At 66.1% G+C, this 20,268-nt stretch carries 10 protein-coding genes; 2 read left to right on the top strand and 8 right to left on the bottom strand.

What is annotated here, in order from left to right; translation table 11 throughout:
• Positions 1-76 precede the first annotated feature (76 nt).
• Both iolB and iolG read left to right on the top strand, forming a co-directional pair.
• Positions 77-898 (top strand): 5-deoxy-glucuronate isomerase, encoded by an 822-nt coding sequence (iolB, locus tag JKV55_RS12235; RefSeq protein ID WP_202085788.1) that lies wholly within the window; start codon positions 77-79, stop codon positions 896-898.
• Between the two features lie 42 nt (positions 899-940).
• A complete protein-coding gene (iolG, locus tag JKV55_RS12230) occupies positions 941-1,927 on the top strand; it encodes an inositol 2-dehydrogenase (protein WP_202085786.1) in 987 nt (328 codons plus the stop codon).
• 343 nt (positions 1,928-2,270) lie between these two features.
• Here the strand turns inward: iolG and JKV55_RS12225 are convergent, their stop codons facing one another.
• From JKV55_RS12225 to JKV55_RS12190, 8 genes are all read right to left on the bottom strand, one after another.
• Positions 2,271-3,749, bottom strand: coding sequence for a TolC family protein (locus JKV55_RS12225; RefSeq protein WP_202085784.1), 1,479 nt, complete (start codon positions 3,747-3,749; stop codon positions 2,271-2,273).
• Positions 3,750-3,813: 64 nt separating this feature from the next.
• The gene (locus JKV55_RS12220; RefSeq protein ID WP_202085782.1) at positions 3,814-13,800 is read right to left on the bottom strand and encodes a DUF4347 domain-containing protein; all 9,987 of its coding nucleotides are present in this window, start codon (positions 13,798-13,800) and stop codon (positions 3,814-3,816) included.
• A gap of 49 nt (positions 13,801-13,849) precedes the next feature.
• Complete coding sequence (locus tag JKV55_RS12215; protein WP_202085780.1) at positions 13,850-14,725, bottom strand: sulfotransferase family protein; 876 nt, start codon at positions 14,723-14,725, stop codon at positions 13,850-13,852.
• 62 nt (positions 14,726-14,787) lie between these two features.
• Positions 14,788-15,327 carry a phage tail protein gene (locus tag JKV55_RS12210; protein ID WP_202085779.1) on the bottom strand — a complete coding sequence of 180 codons (540 nt, stop codon included), beginning with the start codon at positions 15,325-15,327 and terminating at the stop codon, positions 14,788-14,790.
• A gap of 85 nt (positions 15,328-15,412) precedes the next feature.
• A complete protein-coding gene (locus JKV55_RS12205) occupies positions 15,413-15,958 on the bottom strand; it encodes a GNAT family N-acetyltransferase (protein ID WP_202085778.1) in 546 nt (181 codons plus the stop codon).
• Positions 15,959-16,109: 151 nt separating this feature from the next.
• Positions 16,110-18,206, bottom strand: a complete 2,097-nt coding sequence (locus JKV55_RS12200) for an efflux RND transporter periplasmic adaptor subunit (RefSeq protein WP_202085777.1) — start codon at positions 18,204-18,206, stop codon at positions 16,110-16,112.
• Positions 18,203-19,519 (bottom strand): efflux RND transporter periplasmic adaptor subunit, encoded by a 1,317-nt coding sequence (locus JKV55_RS12195; protein WP_202085776.1) that lies wholly within the window; start codon positions 19,517-19,519, stop codon positions 18,203-18,205. The genes JKV55_RS12200 and JKV55_RS12195 overlap by 4 nt, the downstream gene beginning before the upstream one ends.
• Positions 19,516-20,265: an efflux RND transporter periplasmic adaptor subunit gene (locus tag JKV55_RS12190; protein ID WP_202085774.1), complete on the bottom strand. Its 750-nt coding sequence runs from the start codon at positions 20,263-20,265 to the stop codon at positions 19,516-19,518. Before JKV55_RS12190 ends, JKV55_RS12195 begins: the two co-directional genes overlap by 4 nt.
• Positions 20,266-20,268: the final 3 nt, after the last annotated feature.

The raw sequence follows: 20,268 nt of genomic DNA, 5'->3' as shown, positions 1-20,268 counted from the left end.
ACAATTTCACCAAACGAAATAAATGTTTTATCATCACTTTCAACAGAATCAGTCATTCACCAACCAGGGGGAGCGGATGTCCAAGTTATTATCCAAGCGCCAGCAAGCGGACAGCCAGGGCGCCATCCAGCGCATCACGCCGGAATCGGCCGGCTGGGGCTATGTGGGCTTCGAGGTGTATGAGCTGGAGGCCGGCCAGAGCCTGAGCCAGGACACCCTGGACCGGGAAGTCTGCCTGGTGCTGGTGGCGGGCAAGGCCAGCGTGCGCACCCGCGAACTCAGCCTCGATGCCATCGGAGAGCGGATGAGCCCCTTCGAGCGCAAGAAGCCCTACGCCGTCTATGTGCCCAACGACGATCATTTCACCGTCACCGCCGACACTAAAGTAGAGCTGGCGGTATGCAAGGCGCCGGGGTTCGGCAACTACCCGGCGCGGCTGATCGGCCCCGACAGCATCGATGCCGAGCATCGCGGCAAGGGCCATAACCAACGCTATGTGCACAACATCCTGCCCGACACCGCCGAGGCGGACAGCCTGCTGGTGGTGGAGGTGTTCACCGACGAAGGCTGCACCAGCTCCTACCCGTCCCACAAGCACGACCGGGACGCCGAGCCGGGCGAAACCTACCTGGAAGAGACCTATTACCACCGCTTCGATCCGCCCCAGGGCTTTGCCCTGCAGCGGGTCTACACCGACGATTTCGAGTTGGACGAGTGCATGGCGCCCTACAACCAGGACGTGGTGCAGGTGCCGAAAGGCTACCACCCGGTGGCCACCATCGCCGGCTACGACAACTATTACCTGAACGTGATGGCCGGGCCCACCCGCAAGTGGCGCTTTACCTGGGAGGCCGATCACGCCTGGGTGAATTCCGATAACTATCCCAAAAACAAGTAACCCAAGAACAAGCAAGCCGACACAAGCACAAGGAGAGGGTTAATGATTAATGTGGCATTGATTGGCGCCGGCCGCATCGGCCAGGTGCATTCGGCGAATATAGTGGCGCACCCCGAGAGCCGGCTGGTGGCCATAGTTGATGCGTTCCCCGAGGCGGCCCTGAGCCTGTCCGAGAAGACCGGCGCGCCGGTGAAGACCCTGGAAGAGGTGATGGCCGACCCGGGCATCGACGCCGTGGTCATCGGCTCGGCCACCGACACCCATGCCGACTTTATCGAGCAGGCGGCGCGCAGCGGCAAGGCCATCTTCTGCGAGAAGCCGGTGGATTTGAGCCTTGCGCGGGTGCAGGCCTGCCTCAAGGTGGTGGAGGAGTGCCAGGTGCCGCTGCTGGTGGGCTTCAACCGCCGCTTCGATCCCAACTTTGCCGCCGTGCGCAACCGCTACCAGCAAGGCCAGATCGGCAAGGCCGAGTCGGTCCTTATCGTATCCCGGGATCCGTCGCCGCCCCCGGTGTCCTACATCCAGCGCTCCGGCGGCCTGTTCCGCGACATGACCATCCACGACTTCGACATGGCCTGCTACCTGGTGGACGAGCCGGTGGTGGCGGTGACCGCCCGCGGCAGCTGCGTGGTGGACCCGGCCATCGGTGAGGCCGGCGATATCGACACCGCCGTGGTTACCCTGGAATTCGCCTCCGGCGCCCTGGGCACCATAGTCAACACCCGTCGCTCCGGCTTCGGCTACGACCAGCGCATCGAGCTGCTGGGCGCCGAGGGCATGCTCAGGGCCGAGAACCAGCTGGAAAATACCGTCCAACTGGCCAACGAGCAGGGCACCGCGGTGGCCAATCCCCAGTACTTCTTCCTGGAGCGCTACAGCGCTGCCTACAAGGCCGAGTGGGCCCACTTCGTGGACGTGGCCCTGGGCCGGGCCCAATGCCTGAGCGGCGGCAAGGAAGGCGAGCAGGCACTGCGCCTGGCCGACGCGGCGGTGGAGTCCTGGACCACCGGCAAGACGGTCCGCCTGTAAGGCCAGGGGCCGCGCCATGCCACCGCTGTGCCGGCCCTGTCCGTAGGCTCAATGTCAGTCGACCAAAAAACGGCGGCGGGGTTGGGTTACCCATCTGTAGGGGTCGACTTCAGTCGACCAAAATACGGCGCCGGGACCTGGGCTGGTCCCATGCAGGGGCGACTTCAGCCGACCAAACCATGGTTCCGGGCTTGGGGTGGCCCACTGAAGTGGGCCTGCCATGGTCTTGGCGCGGGTTGCGCCGCTGAGGTGGGACCTTATCAAGTCTGTTTTTGTTTCTCGATGGGTTTCAGATCTTTTGGGTCTGAGTTTTGCGCCTGCTCCTTGAGCAGGCGCTTTTTTTTTATATCCCCTGTTGCCACTGCTGCTCGCCGGTGGCGAGGGCCTGGGCAAGGGTGTCGATGCTGGCGTCGGGCAGGGTCTCGGGCAGCAGGTCGGCGCCGGTGCTGACGAAGAGCTGGGCATAGGCGTTGCGCAGATCGGCATAGGCCAGGTCGCGCCGCAGCTTGGCCTGCAGGTTGTTCAGCTCGCCCTGGATCAGTTCCAGCTCGCCGATGGCCTGGGCCCGGTGGCGGTTGCGCAATTGCACCGCAATCTGCTCGTCGAGTTCGGCCAGTTCCTGGCTGGTGGCGAATTGGCGACGGGCTTCGTTGAAGTTGGCGTTGGCGACATAAAGCTGGGCCAGCACGGCCATCGACATGGCCTGGCGCCTGGCGGTGGCCACCTGCTCGCCGGCTTTGGCTGCGTCGATGGCGGCCGGGCCCGAGAGCACATTGAACAGGTTCCAGGTGATCTTTACGCCATAATCGGCCCAGCTGTTGTTGGTGAGAAAGTCGTTGCTGTCGTAGTGACCGCCGGCGGAGAACTCCAGCCCCGGCATCAACCGAAGCATGGCTTTGCGGGTTTCGGTGGCACTGATACGGCTCTGATAATCCTGCTCACGCAGTTCCGGTCGGTTGGCCAGGGCCTCCTGCTCCAGTTGTTGCAGCGGTGCCGTGACTTCCGGCATCTCATAGTGGCCGGTGTCGGCCAGGGTAAAGTCGCTGTCGAGGGGCAGGTTGATGAGGGCCGCGAGCCGGGTGTTGGCCAGCGACAAGGCCCGGCGTTGCTCTTCCAGCCGGCGGGTGGCTTCAATCAGGGAGCGTTGGTAGCTCAGGTTCTGCACCATATCACCCAGTTTCTGCTGCTGCAGCCGGCCACTGTCTTGCCGGGCCTGATCCACCCGGGCGAGCAGGTCGTCTATCTGCTGTAGCAGGCGCCCGGCGGCCACCGCCTGCCAGTAAGCGGAGCGTACGTCCTGGGTGATGGTGTGTAGCACCTTGCGCCGACGTTCCTGCATGATCAGTCGCTGATCGGCCTGCTGTTTGGCACTGAGGTAGCCCACCCCAAAGTCGAGTACGTTCCAGACCATGTTCAGGTCGGCTACCTGGCGGTGCTGCTCCTGCGAAGTGGAGGGCTCGAGCGACTGGGTGCCGGTTTCGATACTTTCACTGCTGGAGGCGCTGACGTTGCTGCGGCCCACATAGCCGGCCTGGGCGGTGATGCGCGGCAGCAGGTCGAGGTTGGCCAGGTCGAGCTGGCGCTCGGCCATGGCTTCTTCCATCAGTTTGAGGCGGGCTTCCAGGTTGTATTTGACTGCCCGCGCCATGGCCTGGTGCAGGGTGAGCGGGCCCTGCAGCGGCTCCTGGTTCTTGAACATGAGCACCATATCCTGCTCGGCCCGTTGCAGGCTGGCCTGGCGATCGATGGGCTGGCTGGTAACGGCGCAGCCGCTGATGAACAGGGCGAGGAGGCTGATGCTGAGCGGTTTTTTGTAGGCCATGGGTGTGACGGCTCCCTTGTTTTTGCGCGTAATTGATTGGTTTTCCCTAAAATATTGCAATGGTTCAGGCATGTTGCTGCTCCGCCAGTTGGGCGAGTGCCCAGGCCAGTTTTTGTTGTTGTCGTTGTTCCTGTTCGTTCCATTGTTGCAGCTGTGCGTTCAGGCTGGGCACGGCGCTGTCCAGGCCGCCGTCCAGGCTGTCGCCCAGACCGGAGCCGAATGCATCACCAAAGCCACCACCCGGCACGCCACTCAAACCACCTCCCTGTCCGCCACTCAGGCCATAGCCTCCGCCGAAGCCGTCGCTGAACAAGCTGCCGATGGTCGAGCTATTGCCGGGAACGTCGCCGCTCACCAGGGTTGAACCGCTGAACACCTGGCTGAGGTAGCTGGGAGCCGAGTTGTTGGCGGAAAGGAAAATATTGCCCAGGGGCGTGATGCCGCTGCTACCCGCTTCGCCGAACAGGGAGGTGCCCACCGCCAGCGGGGGAGGCGGCGCTGTGGGCGAGGTTTGCCCTGTTGAGCCGGTATTGCTTTGCGGGGTGTTGGCGCCCTGTTCCACCCTGAATTCGGGGTCTCCTCCCAGTGCCAGCCGGGTATAGGCTTGCGGTATGTTGCTGCCCGCCAGGGGATTGCCGGCGTTGTCCACCAGCCGGTTATTGGCGGCGAACTGCAGGGTGAGGCTGCCTTCACCGTTGATATTGCCGATGATGACACGGTACTGGCTGCCACCCAGGTGATCGACCCGGGTTATGTCTCCGGTTAGGCTGCCGGTGGTCACCAGGGCGAACTGATCGGCTCCCGGGTTGGCCATGTTTTCGCTGAACTCGACCAGGTAGCTCAGTGTGTTGCCTGCCGCTCTTTCTGCGCCTTCACGGGTAATGGTAGCGGTGGGCAACTCCGTATCGATCGCATAGAGGTTGGAGTCGGTGGTGCCGGCGCCGCTGTTGCCCGCCGCATCCACCACCCCGGTGTTGTCCAGGGTGATGAGGTTGCTGGCGGCGGTGATATTGGCGGTGGGCGTCAGGGTGGCGGTCCAGGTAACACCGCCATCGCTGCTGCTCAAGCCACTCAACACCCCATTGGCCACGGTAAAGTCGGCGGTGGTCAGGCCACTGACCGCCTCGCTGAAGGTGATGGTAACGGCAGCGGTTTCCCCGGCCGCCAGGGCGGTGTCACTCACCACTATGGTGGCGGTGGGCAAGACGGAGTCTATGCGCACCATGGCCGTATCGCCCACGGCATTGAGCGTGATGTTGGCATCGTTGCCAATAGCATCGCGCAGGGTGCCGCCATTGGCGTCGATGCTGCTGCCCAGCACTATGCCATCGCTGTCCAGGTTGCCGCTCTGCACCGTATAGCGGAACAGCAGCGCGCTGCTGCCGGAGCCGGACACATAGCCGGCATAGACAGTGCCGCCGGTATCCAGGGTGATGGCGATACGCGGGGTGCCGCCGGCGCTGTCAACCAGCACCGCCTCGTCGAAGTTGAGGGTGAAGTCCAGGCTCTGCCCGGCCACATAGCTGCCGTTGGCCGGCACGCCGACGCTGGCGACGGTCGGCGCATCGCGGTCGATGCTGTAGCTTTCGCCGGCCAGGCCAGCGCTCAGCGTGTTGCCGGCCGCGTCGGCGATGCCGGTGCCGCTGCCGTTCAGGCTCAGGCCGATGCTGCCGGTGCCGCTGAGGCCAGTGACCACGACGCTGTAGGTCTGTCCATCCACCTGGGTAACCGAGGCGATGCTGCCGGTCGCGGTGCCGCTGGTGATCAGGCTGAAGTCGGCCGCGTCCACCCCGCTGACGTGCTCGGAGAAGGTGACGGTATAGCTGACCGAGCCGGCATTGGTCGGGGTGGCGTCGATGCGCAGGATACCGCTGGCGGTGGGCGCCGTGGTATCCACCAGCACGTCGGCGGTGGCGCCGAGCGCATTGAGGCTCAGGTTCAGGTCGTTGCCCGCCGCATCGCGGGTGGTGCCGCCGTTCAGCTCCAGGCTGTCGGCCACGGCGATGCCGTCGGCGTCGGTGTCGCCGGCCTGCACGCTGTACTGGAACAGCAGCGCGCTGCTGCCGGAGCCGGACACATACTCGGCGTAGCGGGTGGTGCCGCCAATATCCAGGGCCAGGCGCGGGGTGCCGCCGGCGGTGTCAACCAGCACCGCTTCGCTAACGTTGACGGTGAAGCTGAGTACTTCACCCTCGTTGTACGAACCGTTGGCCGGCACGGAGACCGAGGCCACGGTCGGGACCACCGCATCCACCAGCACGCCGCTGGTGGCGCCGACATTGTTCAGCGTGATGAGCGCATCGTTACCCACCGCATCGCGCAGGGTGCCGCCATTGGCGTCGATGCTGCTGCCCAGCGCTATGCCGTTACTGTCCAGGTTGCCGCTCTGCACCGTATAGCGGAACAGCAGCGCGCTGCTGCCTGAGCCGGACACATAGCCGGCATAGACGGTGCCGCCGCTGTCCAGGGTAATGGCGATACGCGGGGTGCCGCCGGCGGTGTCGACCAGCACCGCCTCGTCGAAGTTGATGGTGAAGTCCAGGCTCTGCCCGGCCACATAGCTGCCGTTGACCGGCACGCCGACACTGGCGACGGTCGGCGCATCGCGGTCGATGCTGTAGCTTTCGCCGGCCAGCCCGCCGCTCAGCGTGTTGCCGGCCGCGTCGGCGATGCCGGTGCCGCTGCCGTTCAGGCTCAGGCCGATGCTGCCGGTGCCGCTGATGCCAGTGACCAGCACGGTATAGGTTTGCGCATCGATCTGGGTGACGCTGGCGATACTGCCATTGGCCGAGCCGCCGAGCACCAGAGAGAAGTCGGACGCATCCACGCCCGAGACGCTTTCATTGAAGGTCACGCTAAAGCTGAACGAGCCGGCATTGGTCGGGGTGGCGTCGATGCGCAGGATGCCGCTGGCGGCGGGCGCCGTGGTATCCACCAGCACGCCGGCGGTGGCGCCGAGCGCATTGAGGCTCAGGTTCAGGTCGTTGCCGGCCGCATCGCGGGTGGTGCCGCCGTTCAGCTCCAGGCTGTCGGCCACGGCGATGCCGTCGGCGTCGGTGTCGCCGGCCTGCACGCTGTACTGGAACAGCAGCGCGCTGCTGCCGGAGCCGGACACATACTCGGCGTAGCGGGTGGTGCCGCCAATATCCAGGGCCAGGCGCGGGGTGCCGCCGGCGGTGTCAACCAGCACCGCCTCGCTAACGTTGACGGTGAAGCTGAGCACCTCACCCTCGTTGTACGAACCATTGGCCGGCACGGAGACCGAGGCCACGGTCGGGACCACCGCATCCACCAGCACACCGCTGGTGGCGCCGACATTGTCCAGCGTGATGAGCGCATCGTTACCCACCGCATCGCGCAGGGTGCCGCCATTGGCGTCGATGCTGCTGCCCAGCGCTATGCCGTCGCTGTCCAGGTTGCCGCTCTGCACCGTATAGCGGAACAGCAGCGCGCTGCTGCCGGAGCCGGACACATAGCCGGCATAGACGGTGCCGCCGGTATCCAGGGTAATGGCGATACGCGGGGTGCCGCCGGCGCTGTCAACCAGCACCGCCTCGTCGAAGTTGAGGGTGAAGTCCAGGCTCTGCCCGGCCACATAGCTGCCGTTGGCCGGCACGCCGACGCTGGCGACCATAGGCGCATCGCGGTCGATGCTGTAGCTTTCGCCGGCCAGGCCAGCGCTCAGCGTGTTGCCGGCCGTGTCGGCGATGCCGGTGCCGCTGCCGTTCAGGCTCAGGCCGATGCTGCCGGTGCCGCTGATGCCGTCGACGACGACGGTGTAGGTCTGCCCATCCACTTGGGTAACCGAGGCGATGCTGCCGGTCGCGGTGCCGCTGGTGATCAGGCTGAAGTCGGCCGCGTCCACCCCGCTGACGTGCTCGGAGAAGGTGACGGTATAGCTGACCGAGCCGGCATTGGTCGGGGTGGCGTCGATGCGCAGGATACCGCTGGCGGCGGGCGCCGTGGTATCCACCAGCACGCCGGCGGTGGCACCGACCGCATTGAGGCTCAGATTAAGGTCGTTACCGGCCGCATCGCGGGTGGTGCCGCCGTTCAGCTCCAGGCTGCCGGCCACGGCGATGCCGTCGGCGTCGGTATCGCCGGCCTGCACGCTGTACTGGAACAGCAGCGCGCTGCTGCCGGAGCCGGAGACATAGTCGGCGTAGCGGGTTACCCCGCCGATATCCAGCGCCAGGCGCGGGGTGCCGCCGGCGGTGTCAACCAGCACCGCCTCGCTAACGTTGACGGTGAAGCTGAGCACCTCACCCTCGTTGTACGAACCATCGGCCGGCACGGAGACCGAGGCCACGGTCGGGACCACCGCATCCACCAGCACGCCGGCGGTGGCGCCCACGCCGTTGAGGGTGACGACGGCCGCGTTGCCCACGCCATCGCGCAGGGTGCCGCCATTGGCGTCGATGCCGGCACCGACGGTGATGCCGTTACTGTCCAGGTTGCCGCTCTGCACCGTGTAGCGGAACAGCAGCGCGCTGCTGCCTGAGCCGGACACATAGCCGGCATAGACGGTGCCGCCGCTGTCCAGGGTAATGGCGATACGCGGGGTGCCGCCGGCGGTGTCAACCAGCACCGCCTCGTTGAAGTTGACGGTGAAGTCCAGATTCTCTCCGGCGACATAGGTGCCGTTGGCCGGGACGCTGACCGATCCCACCGTGGGTGCCACGCCGTCGATAAGGATATCGTGCTGGCCGGCGATGGAGTCGGCGCCGCCGAGGGCCGGCAGGGTGAGAATTGCATCGTCGCTGGTGGCGCTGCGGATGGTGGCGCCGTTCAGTGTCAGCGCGCCGGTGGAGTGATAGTCGAGATCGGCGCTGAGATCGCCGGCTTGTACCGTGTAGCTGAAGCTCAGGGTGTTGCTGCCGGAGCCGGAGACATAGCTGGCCTCACGGTCGATGGTGCCGGTCTCCAGCAGCAGCGTGGGGGTGCCGCCGGCGGTGTTGACGGTTACCACCTGGTCGAAGGCGACCGTCACGGTGATGACGTCACCGACCTTGTAGCCACCGTCCGGGTTGGTCACCTGCACGCCGGTGACCTTGGGATTCAGGCTGTTGACGGTGATGGCGATGGTGTCGTCGTCGCTCAGGCTGCCGCCAGAACCGCTATTGCCCAGATCGTTGCTGACGATCTGCAAGGACGCCGGGCCGTTGTAGCCTCCGGTCGGGGAGAAGGCCAGGCCGTTCAGCGCCAGGTTGATATCGGCCAGCGAGCCCTCGAAGGTCATGGTCGCGTCGGCGGTGCCGCTACCATTGATAAAGGACAGGCCCGTGGTGCCGCCCAGGGTAAGCAGGCCATTGCTGGCGGTAAGGGTGACGCGCACGCTGCCGCCGCCCGCGTCCACGTCGCTGACGGAGATCGGGTTGCCGTTGCCGCTGGAAAACACCAGCACACTGTCCTGATCGACCGACTGTGCGCCCGGCACGCTGTTCACCGGCGCATCGTTGACCGCCGTGACCACCAGGGTGACCGTGGTGCTGTCGCTCTGGGCACCGCCGCTGCCGGTGTTGCCGCCGTCGTCGATCTCCACCGTGAGCACCACGTTGCTGGTGGCGTTCAGCGCAGTCAGGAAGTTGACCTGGTTGGCGGCGATAAAGGCATTGAGGTCGGTGAGACTGCCGGTGAGGGTCAGGCTGCCGCTGCCCGAGCCGGCCACCGTCACCCCCGCGCCGCTGCTGGCCGACAGGGTGCCGCTGCCCACGCTCAGGGTCACGGTCACCGCGCTGCTGCCGGCGTCCACATCACTGAAGCTGATTCCGGTCAGGGCGGCGCTGACATCCTCGTCGACGTTGATGGAGACCGGTGCGCTGATCTCCGGCGCATCGTTGACCGCTGCCACTTGCAGCGTGACCGTGCCGCTGTCGGTCTGCGCCCCGCCGCTGCCGGTGTTGCCGCCGTCATCGATGCCAACGGTCAGGGTCACGTCCGTCGTGGCGTTGGCCGCGGTGGTGAAGCTGACACTGCTGCCGGCGATAAAGGTATTGATATCGGCAATGCTGCCGCTCAGGGTTAGCGCGCTGCTGGTCCCCCCCACTGTCACACCGCCTCCGCTGGTGGCGGCCAGGCTGCCGCTGGGCACCGAGAGCGTCACGGTTACCGAGCTGCCGCCGGCATCGGCGTCGCTGAAGCTGATACCGGTCAGGGCGCTGGCCACATCTTCGGTCACGCCGATAGAGGCGGGCGCCGTCACGATCGGCGCATCGTTGACCGCGGTGACGCTGACCTGCTTGGTCGCCGCATCGCTGTCGGCATCGCCATCATTGACCACGAAGCTGATGGTGCGATTGGCGGTGTTGGGCGCATCCGAGCTGTTGCTGTAGGTAATGCTGCGCAGCGCGGCCTGCCACTCGGCCAGGGTGGCGCTGGCGCCGGCCGAGGTCAGGCTCAGCACGCCGCTGGCGGCGTTGTAGCTGGCAGCGATATTGCCCATGGTGCTGCCGTCGTTGGTGAACGCGAGCAGGTCCTGGCCGCTGGCAAAGTTGCCGGTAATGGCGACAGTGGCACTGGCGAAGGTGATGTTGTCCACATCGCTCAGCGTCAGGCCGGCGTCGATCACCGTGGCGCTGCCGTTTTCCGTGAAGGCGTTGCTGCCGCCGGACGTGGTGACCACGGGCGCGTCGTTCACCGGGGTGACGGTGACGCTGATGGCGCCATCGGCCGGGCCGGTACCGGCGGCGTCGCGAATGCGGGTAGTGATGGTGAAGTTCTGGTCGTTGTCGGCCGAGGGGGTCAGGGCGACGGCGGCCAGCGCGGCGTTGACGTCGGCCACCGAGCCGGTGACCGTCCACACGCCGGTGCCGGCGTTGTAGGTGGAGGTGGCCGAGCCGAAGGTGCCGGTGGAAAGTGTGCCGGCCGCCGGATCGGAGAGGGTCAGCGTGGCGGTGATGGTGTCTCCGGTATCCGGGTCGGTCACCACGATATCGTCCAGCGCCACCGCGGCGCCGCCTTCGGTGGCGGCCTTGCTCTGGGTGAGGTTGGTCGCGGTCGGGGCATCGTTGACGCCGGTGACGGTGACGCTGATGGTGCCATCGGCCGGGCCGGTGTTGGCAGCATCGCGAATGCGCGTGGTGATGGTGAAGTTCTGGTCGTTATCGGCCGACGGGGTCAACGCCACGGCGGCCAGGGCGGCGTTCACGTCAGCCACCGAGCCGGTGACCGTCCACACGCCGGTGCCGGCGTTGTAGGTGGAGGTGGCCGAACCGAAGGTGCCGGTGGAGAGCGAGCCGGCCGCGGGATCGGACAGGGTGAGTGTGGCGGTGATGGTATCGCCGGTATCCACGTCGGTCACCACGATATCGTCTAGCGCCACTGCGCTGCCGCCCTCGGTTGCGGCCTTGCTCTGGGTCAGGTTGGTCGCGGTCGGCGCATCGTTGACGCCGGTGACGGTGACGCTGATGGCGCCATCGGCCGGGCCGGTACCGGCGACGTCGCGAATGCGGGTGGTGATGGTGAAGTTCTGGTCGTTGTCGGCCGAGGGGGTCAGGGCGACGGCGGCCAGCGCGGCGTTGACGTCGGCCACCGAGCCGGTGACCGTCCACACCCCGGTGCCGGCGTTGTAGGTGGAGGTGGCCGAGCCGAAGGTGCCGGTGGAGAGCGTACCGGCCGCCGGATCGGAGAGGGTCAGCGTGGCGGTGATGGTGTCTCCGGTATCCGGGTCGGTCACCACGATATCGTCCAGCGCCACCGCGCCGCCGCCTTCGGTGGCGGCCTTGCTCTGGGTGAGGTTGGTCGCGGTCGGGGCATCGTTCACCGGCGTGACATCCAGGGTGATGGTGCCATCGGCAGGGCCGGTATTGGCTGCGTCGCGAACACGGGTGGTGATGGTGACGTCCTGATCCCAGTTCGCCGTCGGGTTGAACGCGACTGCAGCCAGCGCAGCATTCACATCACTTACCGAACCGGTGACAGTCCATACACCAGTACCACCATTGTAGGTGGAGGTCGCAGAGCCAAAGGTGCCGGTGGTCAATGCACCCGCCGCCGGATTGCTCAAAGACAAGGTGGCGGTGATGCTGTCGCTCCCATCGGGATCCGTGACCACAATGTCGCCAAGTGCCACGCTGCCGCCCGGGTCTTCGGTATAAGCGACTGTCTGGGTCAGGTTGGTGGCCGTGGGTACGGTGTTGGGCGAATAGTTGGTGTCGAGGTTGATGACGTCGGTGCCGCCACTGCCGTCGCCATCGTTGCGAATTGTGTTGGCCGATTCGCCCTGTGTGAACGTACCATCATATCCGCCGGTGTCTGATCCGCGCTCGCCGGCCGCGCCGGCGTTGCCGGTCAGTGCGCCGAAGGTGGTGCTGTCCATGCGCAGGGTGCCGCCCATGTTGAAGAGGGCCCCCACGCCGATACCGCCACGTCCGGCTGCCGGCCCCAGATAGTTACCGCCACCGGAACCACCGCCGCCAGCACCGCCGCTATTGGTGACCGACGAAGAAACCAGGGTCAGGGTACCTGTATTGAAGATGCCACCGACGGCATCTCCGCCCCGTCCGGCGACACCGCCACCCGAGTAATGAGCCCCACCGCCGCCACCGATACCGAGCGCGGTTCCTCCCGCGCCGCCGCCGAAGCCGAAATATGCATATCCAGAGTGACTGCGACCACCACCAGCGGTACTACCGCCGCGGCCGCTGTAATGGCCATCGTTTTGCGCCGAGTAGTCAAAGCCCTCGGCTCCTCGCCCACCGATACCGCCGCCGCCCAGGGTGCGTCCCTGAGGTGAGCCGCCGACGACCAATGCAGTACCGCCATCACCGCCACCGACACCGCTGTAGCCGCCGCCGCCGCCGCCGCCATGGCCGTAGGAGTAGCCGCCGACACTACTGCCGTTATTGTCCGCAGTGAAGCTGGCACCGCCGCCACCTGCGGCCCGGTTAGCGGTTACTATAACGCCATTTAAGGTCAAGTCGCCTGCATTGCGAATGCCGCCGCCCAGCGCGTCGCCACCATTGACGGCACCTGCAGAAGCGCCACTGCCTCCGCTGCCGAACACCAACCCTTCACGAATGGTGAGGTTGCTGACGCTGACCGTACCGGCACGCACCTCCATAACCCGACCGTAGTAATTGGCATCCAGGGTATAACCGCCGCCGACGATTTCCAGAGCCTGACCGTCGGTAATATTGATATCGACAAAGGTGCGCTGCCCATCGGTGATGCTGCTCAGCATATCGCCGGTGCCGGTCGCGCTGATATTGCTGAGGAAGGTGATGGTGTCCGCTTGGCCATTGCTCGCCGAGGTGGAGAGCGCCGTGCGCAGCTCGCCAATGGTGCTGACCGAGAAGGTGGCGAGCTGGTAGCCGTAGTCATGCAGTTCGTAGGTGTTCAGCGCATGGCTGGTGGCGATCTGGCCGGTACTGATTTCCAGCTCCCAGTTGCCGCCGCCCAGGGTGCCGCCGGTGCTGTCGGTGGACGCCGCCACGTCGGCGCCGGTCAGGCCGGCCAGGCCATTAAGGAAGGTCAGGCCCTTGTCGCCGGCGCCGACATCGCAGCCGTACAGCAGAATATCGCCGTCAGCCGTCAAGGCCGAACCGATGGCCGCCAACTGGCCGGCGTAGGCGTCGAGGTTGCCGCCGTGCAGCGGTGCGTTGCCCAGCAACAGCACGCCCTGGTCGCCATGGGAGAGGATATGGATGGCATCGATGCCGGAGCGTCCGGCCAGCGTATCGGCGATCTGCTGCACGCCGTCGTGCCGGCTGTCGAGCAGTATCACTTCGGCGGCGGGGTCGACCGAGCGCAGCAGCTCCTGGTAGTCCGGCAAGCGGGTGTCGACAAAGACCACTTCCTTGCGCGGGCCGTCGCCGACGGCCTGGGGAGCCGGGCGGGTGTCTGGCTGGGAGGCTTCCTGGCTATCGCCGGCTGGCGCCTTGTCCTGGGGCACAGTGTCGACCGTATCGGCCACCGTAGCGGCCACCGCGCCGTCGAACAGCATCCGCGGCTCCAGCGCGCGCATCAGCGAAGCTTGCCCCTGTGCCGCAGCCTCGCCGCGGGTCTTGCCGGTCGTTTCCGTGCGGGAAGTTCCGCCCTTGATCCACCACATCGTCGTTCTCCTTGCCACGTTCGCGCAATTGCATCGGCATTGCCGGCCATCACACCGGCATACTGGTTTGGGTTCCATTGGGTTGAGGCGATCCCGCCTCTTTGGCCCTGATCACATTGGCGGCGCTGTGCCGGGCACTGCGCCAGAAATCGAGGTTGGCGTACTGCTCGAACAGATCCGGCGGCAAAATGGTCGTCCGCGGCTCCAGGGCGACCCGGGGCCTGACCTTGTGCAGTCCGGCCAGGCCCAGTGCCTGATCGAAGGCGGGGGCATCGTAATGCAGGTGCTCTACATCATGTTCGAAGTAGGGCTCGCCGATAAAATCATAGATAAGCCGCAACACTTTCTCCGGGGCCTGGGCCAGCAGGTCGTACTCCACCAGCAGCAGCGATTTGGCATGTTCGCCGTAATAGGCTTCCTTGAGTGCCGCCCAGGCGAACCCCACCAAACGATTGCGCTGGGCCAGGGTATCGACCCGGCTGTATACGGTGTTGCGTTCGGTTTCATCGCTGAACAGCTTGGTGTTTTCGAACGGATTGGCCCGGTAGCGACGTTCGATACTGTCCATCACCCAGGCCACATTGCGCACACAGGCGATCACCCTGGCGTCGGGAAACAGCTCCATCAGCGCCGGCAGCTTGCTGCACCAGAGACGGTTGGTATCGAAAATCACCGGCGAGCCGCACTGCTCGGCGTAGTAGTTGTAAAACAGCCCCTGCAGCAGCCGTTTACGCTGCGCCTGGGTAATGACGGGGCCGAACTCGCTGCCGGCGCCGAACTGGTTAAGCATGGAGGAAAACAGGCTGCCCACCGGACTGGTCATGCCCGCGTGGAAACGCGGATTCTGCTGCAGCAGGGCGGCCAGCAGGGTGGAGCCCGAGCGGGGCAGGCCGGAAATAAAATGAAAGGCGGGGTGGGAGTTCAAGCCGTTTTTCCTCCTTGAATAAACCATGGCATGGCCGGACAGGCCGACCATGCGCAATCACCTCAGGCGCGGGTGGGGTAGATCCCCTGCAGCGCAATGATGTAGTTCGAGCCCAGGTAAGGGTTGCGTATATTCACCGGCTGGCTGCTTCCGGCCGTACCCACCTGCTCGGGGGACATGGCGACGGGATTGCTCAGGCTGTTGGACCAGATGGTGGCGCTGCCCTGACCCCCGCCCGATGCACCCAGCACGTTATTGGCCGGCGTGGGGGCATTCACGGGTTCCGATACGCTGCCGGCGACGGAGATGGTATGGCTATGCGCCGGCATCTGGGCGTTGGTCAGGGTCACGGTTTCCTGTCCCGATTTTTGCCCCAGATTGACCGGGTTCAGGCCGGTGCCGGTGCCCATGCCGACCGGGCTGCGTCCGCGCAGATCGGGCAGGGCAAAGGTGCTCCTGCCGTCACCGCCGTAGATGGTGCCGAGCAGGGAGAATAGCGCCTCATTCTGGGCGATGGGCAGCAGCCGGCCATCGCAAAAGGCCCATCCTCGTGGTTCAAAATTGAATCCGACCAGTTTAATTTCACCAATAAAAGGGTCCATTTGATTGCTCCTTGCTGTGAATGAAGGGTGATGGAACATCGGATCAAGCCTGCCATATGAAGATGACGGCTTGGTCACAGGGATGTCAGGTGCGGCTCTCCTGCCGTGCCAGGGCCCGGTACAGCAGGCCGGCGGGAGGGCTTGCCGGTGGCGAGGACGGCAAGCGGCACATGGCGTGATAGTGCCCCTGGCTGCCGGTGATGCCGAAACCCAGTCTTTGGTACCAATGGAACACTGTATCGTCGCGGTTGGCATGGAGCCGGATGGGCAAACCTTGCCGATCGGCCGTGGCCAGCAATTCCGTAAGCAGGAGCCGGCCTAGGCCCCGCCCGCGGTAGGCCGGCAGCAGGCTGATGTCTATCAGGTGGAAATGCTCGGGGGTATGCCGCAGATAGAAGCGTCCCACGGGGTTCTCCTGGCAATGCACCAGCCAGAAATGCGCCTGCGGAAATCGGGTTTGGTAATGCTGATGCTGCCGTTGGAACTGCTGCTCGAGGAAGGCCCCGGCAACGGCCGGCAGCAGGCCGGCCGCCGCGACCTCATCGGCGCGGGTGCCGGCGTACAGCTGCTGGAGAAAGGGGAGATCCCCGCGAGTGATCGAAACGAGCTCGATCGTGCTGTCCTTGAACATGGTGTGTTGCATCCGTGCATTGGCCAATGTTACGCATTTGGCTCCGATTTATTATTCGCCTACCTTAATCCATTCCCCTAAGGTTGTCACCTGCGACAAAAATATTCGCTATGGATAAGGGCGGATAAAACAGGGCAATGAGCCTCGGCGATCAGAACCCGCTTTCGCGCACCCCGATGGCGGCAACACGCCGCCACACGGAGCTCGCCCAGGACTCGCTCCGGCCATCGATCACCACCACCCCGCGCTGAGGCTGCCACAGGGGGGGGAGGGTATCGTCCGGGCGCAGGCGCACGGCATAGTGGGCCCCCTGGGGTTCGGCCCGGCCCTGGCGGTTGCGGTGCACGGCGATGGGGCCGCCCCGGTCGGAGGCCAGCGCTTCCTGCTGCAGGAAGTTGGCGCCCACGGTATCTATCTGCTCCAGGGTCACCGCCAGCGCCGGGCGGGACGGATCCTCGGCGATAAAGCGTCCCTGCATGCCGGCTTCCAGCCGCCACAGCCGGGTTTCCGCGAGATAACCGCGCAGGCGGGCGCCGGGCGTCACCAGGGTACCGAGACGCAGCCCGGAAGCCAGCCAGCGCCCGGGTTCGAGATCGGGCGGCATATCATGCAGGGTCCCGTCCAGGGGCGCGCGCAGCTGCAGCCGTTGCCGCTGGGCCTGCAGGCCGCGATATTCCGCCAGCGCCTGGGCCAGTTGCTGCTCCAGCACACTGCTGTCGGCGGCGGTGTCGGCCAGGGCGGAACGGCGCTGCAACTGGCGCTGCAGCAGGTCGATTTCCCGGCGGGCCAGTTGCAGCTGGTAGTCGAGGTCCGGCGAGCTCAGCTCCAGCAGCAGATCGCCGGCCTTGACCTGCTGGCCGTTGTGCGCCAGTACCGCCTTTACCCGGGCCGGAAAGGGCGCGTGCAGGGCGCTGCTGGCGGCGGCTTCCAGCATGGCCGGCATGCTGACCTGACTGCGCCAGGGATACAGCAGCAGGGCCAGCCCGGCCAGCAGAAGGCCCGCCACCAGCAGGCCGCGCACCGGCCGGGCCTGCTGCCGTCGGCGCCACCATTCCCCCAGCTCGCGCAGTACCGGCAGGGCGATAAACCAGGCCAGCTCCACCACCATCAGTATGATGCCCAACAGCTTGAAGAACAGGTGGTATACCGCCAGCGCGATGCCGAGAAACAGCAGCGCGCGCCACAACCAGGCGGCATAGCCCCACCCCAGCATGCGCTTCTGCAGCCGGGGGGGCAGGGGTTCGGGTGCTGCCTCGCCATAACCGAACAGGGCCTCGCGCAGGCGCCAGCGGCACAGGGCGAAGGCCCGTTGCTGCAGGTTGTCCACGCCCCACAGGTCGCTCAGCAGGAAATAACCGTCGAAGCGCAGGAAGGGGTTGAGGTTGACCACCAGGGTGGTGATCCAGGTGGCACTGGCCAGCAGGAAGGCGGCGGTGCGCAGCGGGCCGTCGGGCAACAGCGACCAGGCCAGCAGGGCCAGGGCGGCCAGCAACAGCTCGGCCAGCATGCCGCCGGCACCGATCAGCAGCCGGCTGCCCTTGTGGTTGACCCGCCAGGCGTCGCTGACGTCGGTGTAGAACAACGGAAACAGCACCATGAACGCCAGCCCCATGCTCTGCACCCGGCAACCGGCGCGCTTGGCCATATAGGCATGGCCCAGTTCATGGCAGAACTTGGCGAACACCAGCGCCACCGCGAAGGCGGCCATGCCGCCCAGGCTGAACAGGTGCGGAAAGGTGGACACGAAGCGGGACCAGTCCCGGCTGACCAGAAAGATGCCGAGCAGCAGCACCAGCGGCAGCCCCAGGCGCAGCAGCCAGCCGCCATGGCGGGCCAGCCAGGGCCAGGTACGGTTGAGGAAGGGATCGGGGCGCCACAGCGGAATGCGAAAAAACAGGTACTGGTGCAGTACCCGGCTCCACAGGCTGCGCCGCTGGGCCGCCGCCTTGGCCGTATAGCTGCCGCGCTGTTCCGGATCGGTGGCGGCCACCAGATCGTGGCTGCGCAGAAAATACAGCAGTTGCTCCAGATCGCCGCCCTGCAGTGGCAGGCCCGGCTCGCGATTGGCGGCGGCCAGCACCAGCTCGGCCCGGCCCAGGGACCAGTGGCGCAGCAGACGCATGGCGCCGGCACCCAGGTGAAAATAGCGGCCGCGTACCGGATCGGCCAGGGTCCAGCGTGGCGAGCCGTCATGCTCGGGGCTGGCCGCCGACAACTGCAAATCGGGGCGCAGGGAGGGCAATATCATAGGCCCACCGCCTGGCGCAGCGCCGCCAGCGGCCGGCGCAGCAGATAGAGCCCCAGCGGTACCCGCTCGCCATAGAGCTTGGCGGTGCCGCGCACGCCCAGGCGCGGCGGCTGGCCGGCAAAGCGGGCATCCAGCCGGTAGGCGAGCTGGCCGGCGTCGGTCAGTTGCGCCTCGTAGGCGGAATGGGCCAGCACCGCCGGATGGCGGTTGAGCGGATCGCTGTCGGGAAAGAGTACGACCTCGGCCCGGGCAGGCAAATCGATGGCGTCGCCCACCGCCAGATCCACCCGCAGCCTCGCCTGGGCAGGATCGGCAATGACCATCAGGTGTTCGCCGGTGCTGATCGGCTTGCCCAGCCAGCGCTCCGGATCGGCAAACACGGCGATGCCGTCGCGCTGGGCACGGACCTGGCTGCGGGCCAGCAGATCCCGGGCGTATTCGAGTTCCACCTGTTTTTGCTCGGCGCGGGCCGCCAGCAGCTCCAGCCTGGATCCCGACTCTGCATCGGCAAAGGCGCGCTGGGCGTTGGCCCGGTATTCGGCCCGGGCCACCGCCAGGGTGCGTTCGGCCACGTCGACCCGGGCCTGCAGGCTGGTATCGTCGAAGGTGAACAACAGATCGCCGGCGGCCACCGGCTGGTTGGGCTGCACCAGGAACTCGGTGATCACGCCGTCCAGCGGAGCGGCCACCACCTGGCCATTGAGCGGTATCACCTCCGCCGGCGCCAGCACCGACTGGCGTACCGGGATAACCATGGCCGCCAGCACGGCGGCCGCGGCCACCAGCAGCCAGGGCCGCCGGCGGCGGCGATGGCGGGCCCTGGGTTGCAGCGCCAGCCAGGCATGGGCGTAGCAATGGCCGAGTTGTTGCAACAGCGTCTGCTCGGCCGGTGTCCAGGGCTGCTCGCGGGCCAGCCAGAGCCCGCCGAATGACCGTTGCTGCGAGTCGAGCAGGGGCAGCCAGAAGGCATGGGGTGCCGACAACTGCTGCCAGTCGGCCCGGCTCTGCTCGTTGAGCCGGGCCGGATCCACCACCTGGGGCCGGTTATCCCGTGCCGTTTTCTGCAACTGGGCCAGGGCCTGCTCTACAAAGGCCACGAAGGGGGCATGGGGATCGACCACGCTGATGCCGGTGACGGCCCGGGCCTTGCCGTTGAGCAGCAGGGCGGCATGGCGAAAGCCGAACAGGGCCTGGCCATCGTTGACCAGGCTGTAGGCCAGCTGTTCGGTATCCCCGGCGTCGCGGGCCTGCTGCTCCAGGGTCAGGAAACGGGCGAAGACCTGCTCGGCCTGGATGCCGACAGCGGCGTTCATGGCTGATCCGCGAAACGGGCGGTGCCGCTCATGCCGGCGAGCAGGCCGTCGGGGGCATCGCTGATGGCGCCGATCAACAGCAGGGTCTGGCTGCCTTCATCGATGCGGGCACCCAGGCGGCTGATGCGGGCCTCGAGGGGGCTGCCGGTTTCATCCGGTATAAAAGTGAAGGGCTGGCCCGGTGCCAGTTGGTTCAGGCGGCGGGAAGGCACCAGTATGTGCAGCTCCAGGGCCTTGTTGTCCACGATGTCCAGCAAGGGGGTACCGGCGGTCACGCTTTCAAAAGGCTGCACCTTGCGGGATACCACCTGGCCGCTGAAGGGGGCCTTGAGCTGGCAGCGCTCCACATGCACCTGGAAGACCCGGGCTTCGGCTTGGGCCTGGGCGAGCCTGGCCTGGGCCAGGGATACGGCATAACGGCCCACGGAATTGAGTTCGGCCAACTGGCGATTGTGGTTGAGTTCTTCGGTGGCGGCCCGGGCGGCGGCATTGGCCGCATCCAGCTGGGCGCGGTAGGCGCCGCAGTCGAAACGCACCAGCACCTCGCCCTGCTCGAAGGCCTCGCCTTCGGCATGGCCGATGTCGGTAATGCGGCCGGCCTGCTCTGCCGAGAGCACCGCCTGATGTGCCGAGCGGATCACCCCCCGGGCCTCGTTTCCGGTGGAAACGGGAGAGAGGGGCAGCAACTCGTCCTGGGCGTGCAGCAGGCCGGGCAGCAAAAGTAGAAACAGGAATGGTATCTTCACCTG

The organism is Zobellella iuensis (assembly GCF_016746085.1).
GTDB lineage: Bacteria > Pseudomonadota > Gammaproteobacteria > Enterobacterales > Aeromonadaceae > Oceanimonas > Oceanimonas iuensis.
Note: the sequence above shows the minus strand (reverse complement) of the source record. Positions and strands in the feature narration are given on the sequence as shown.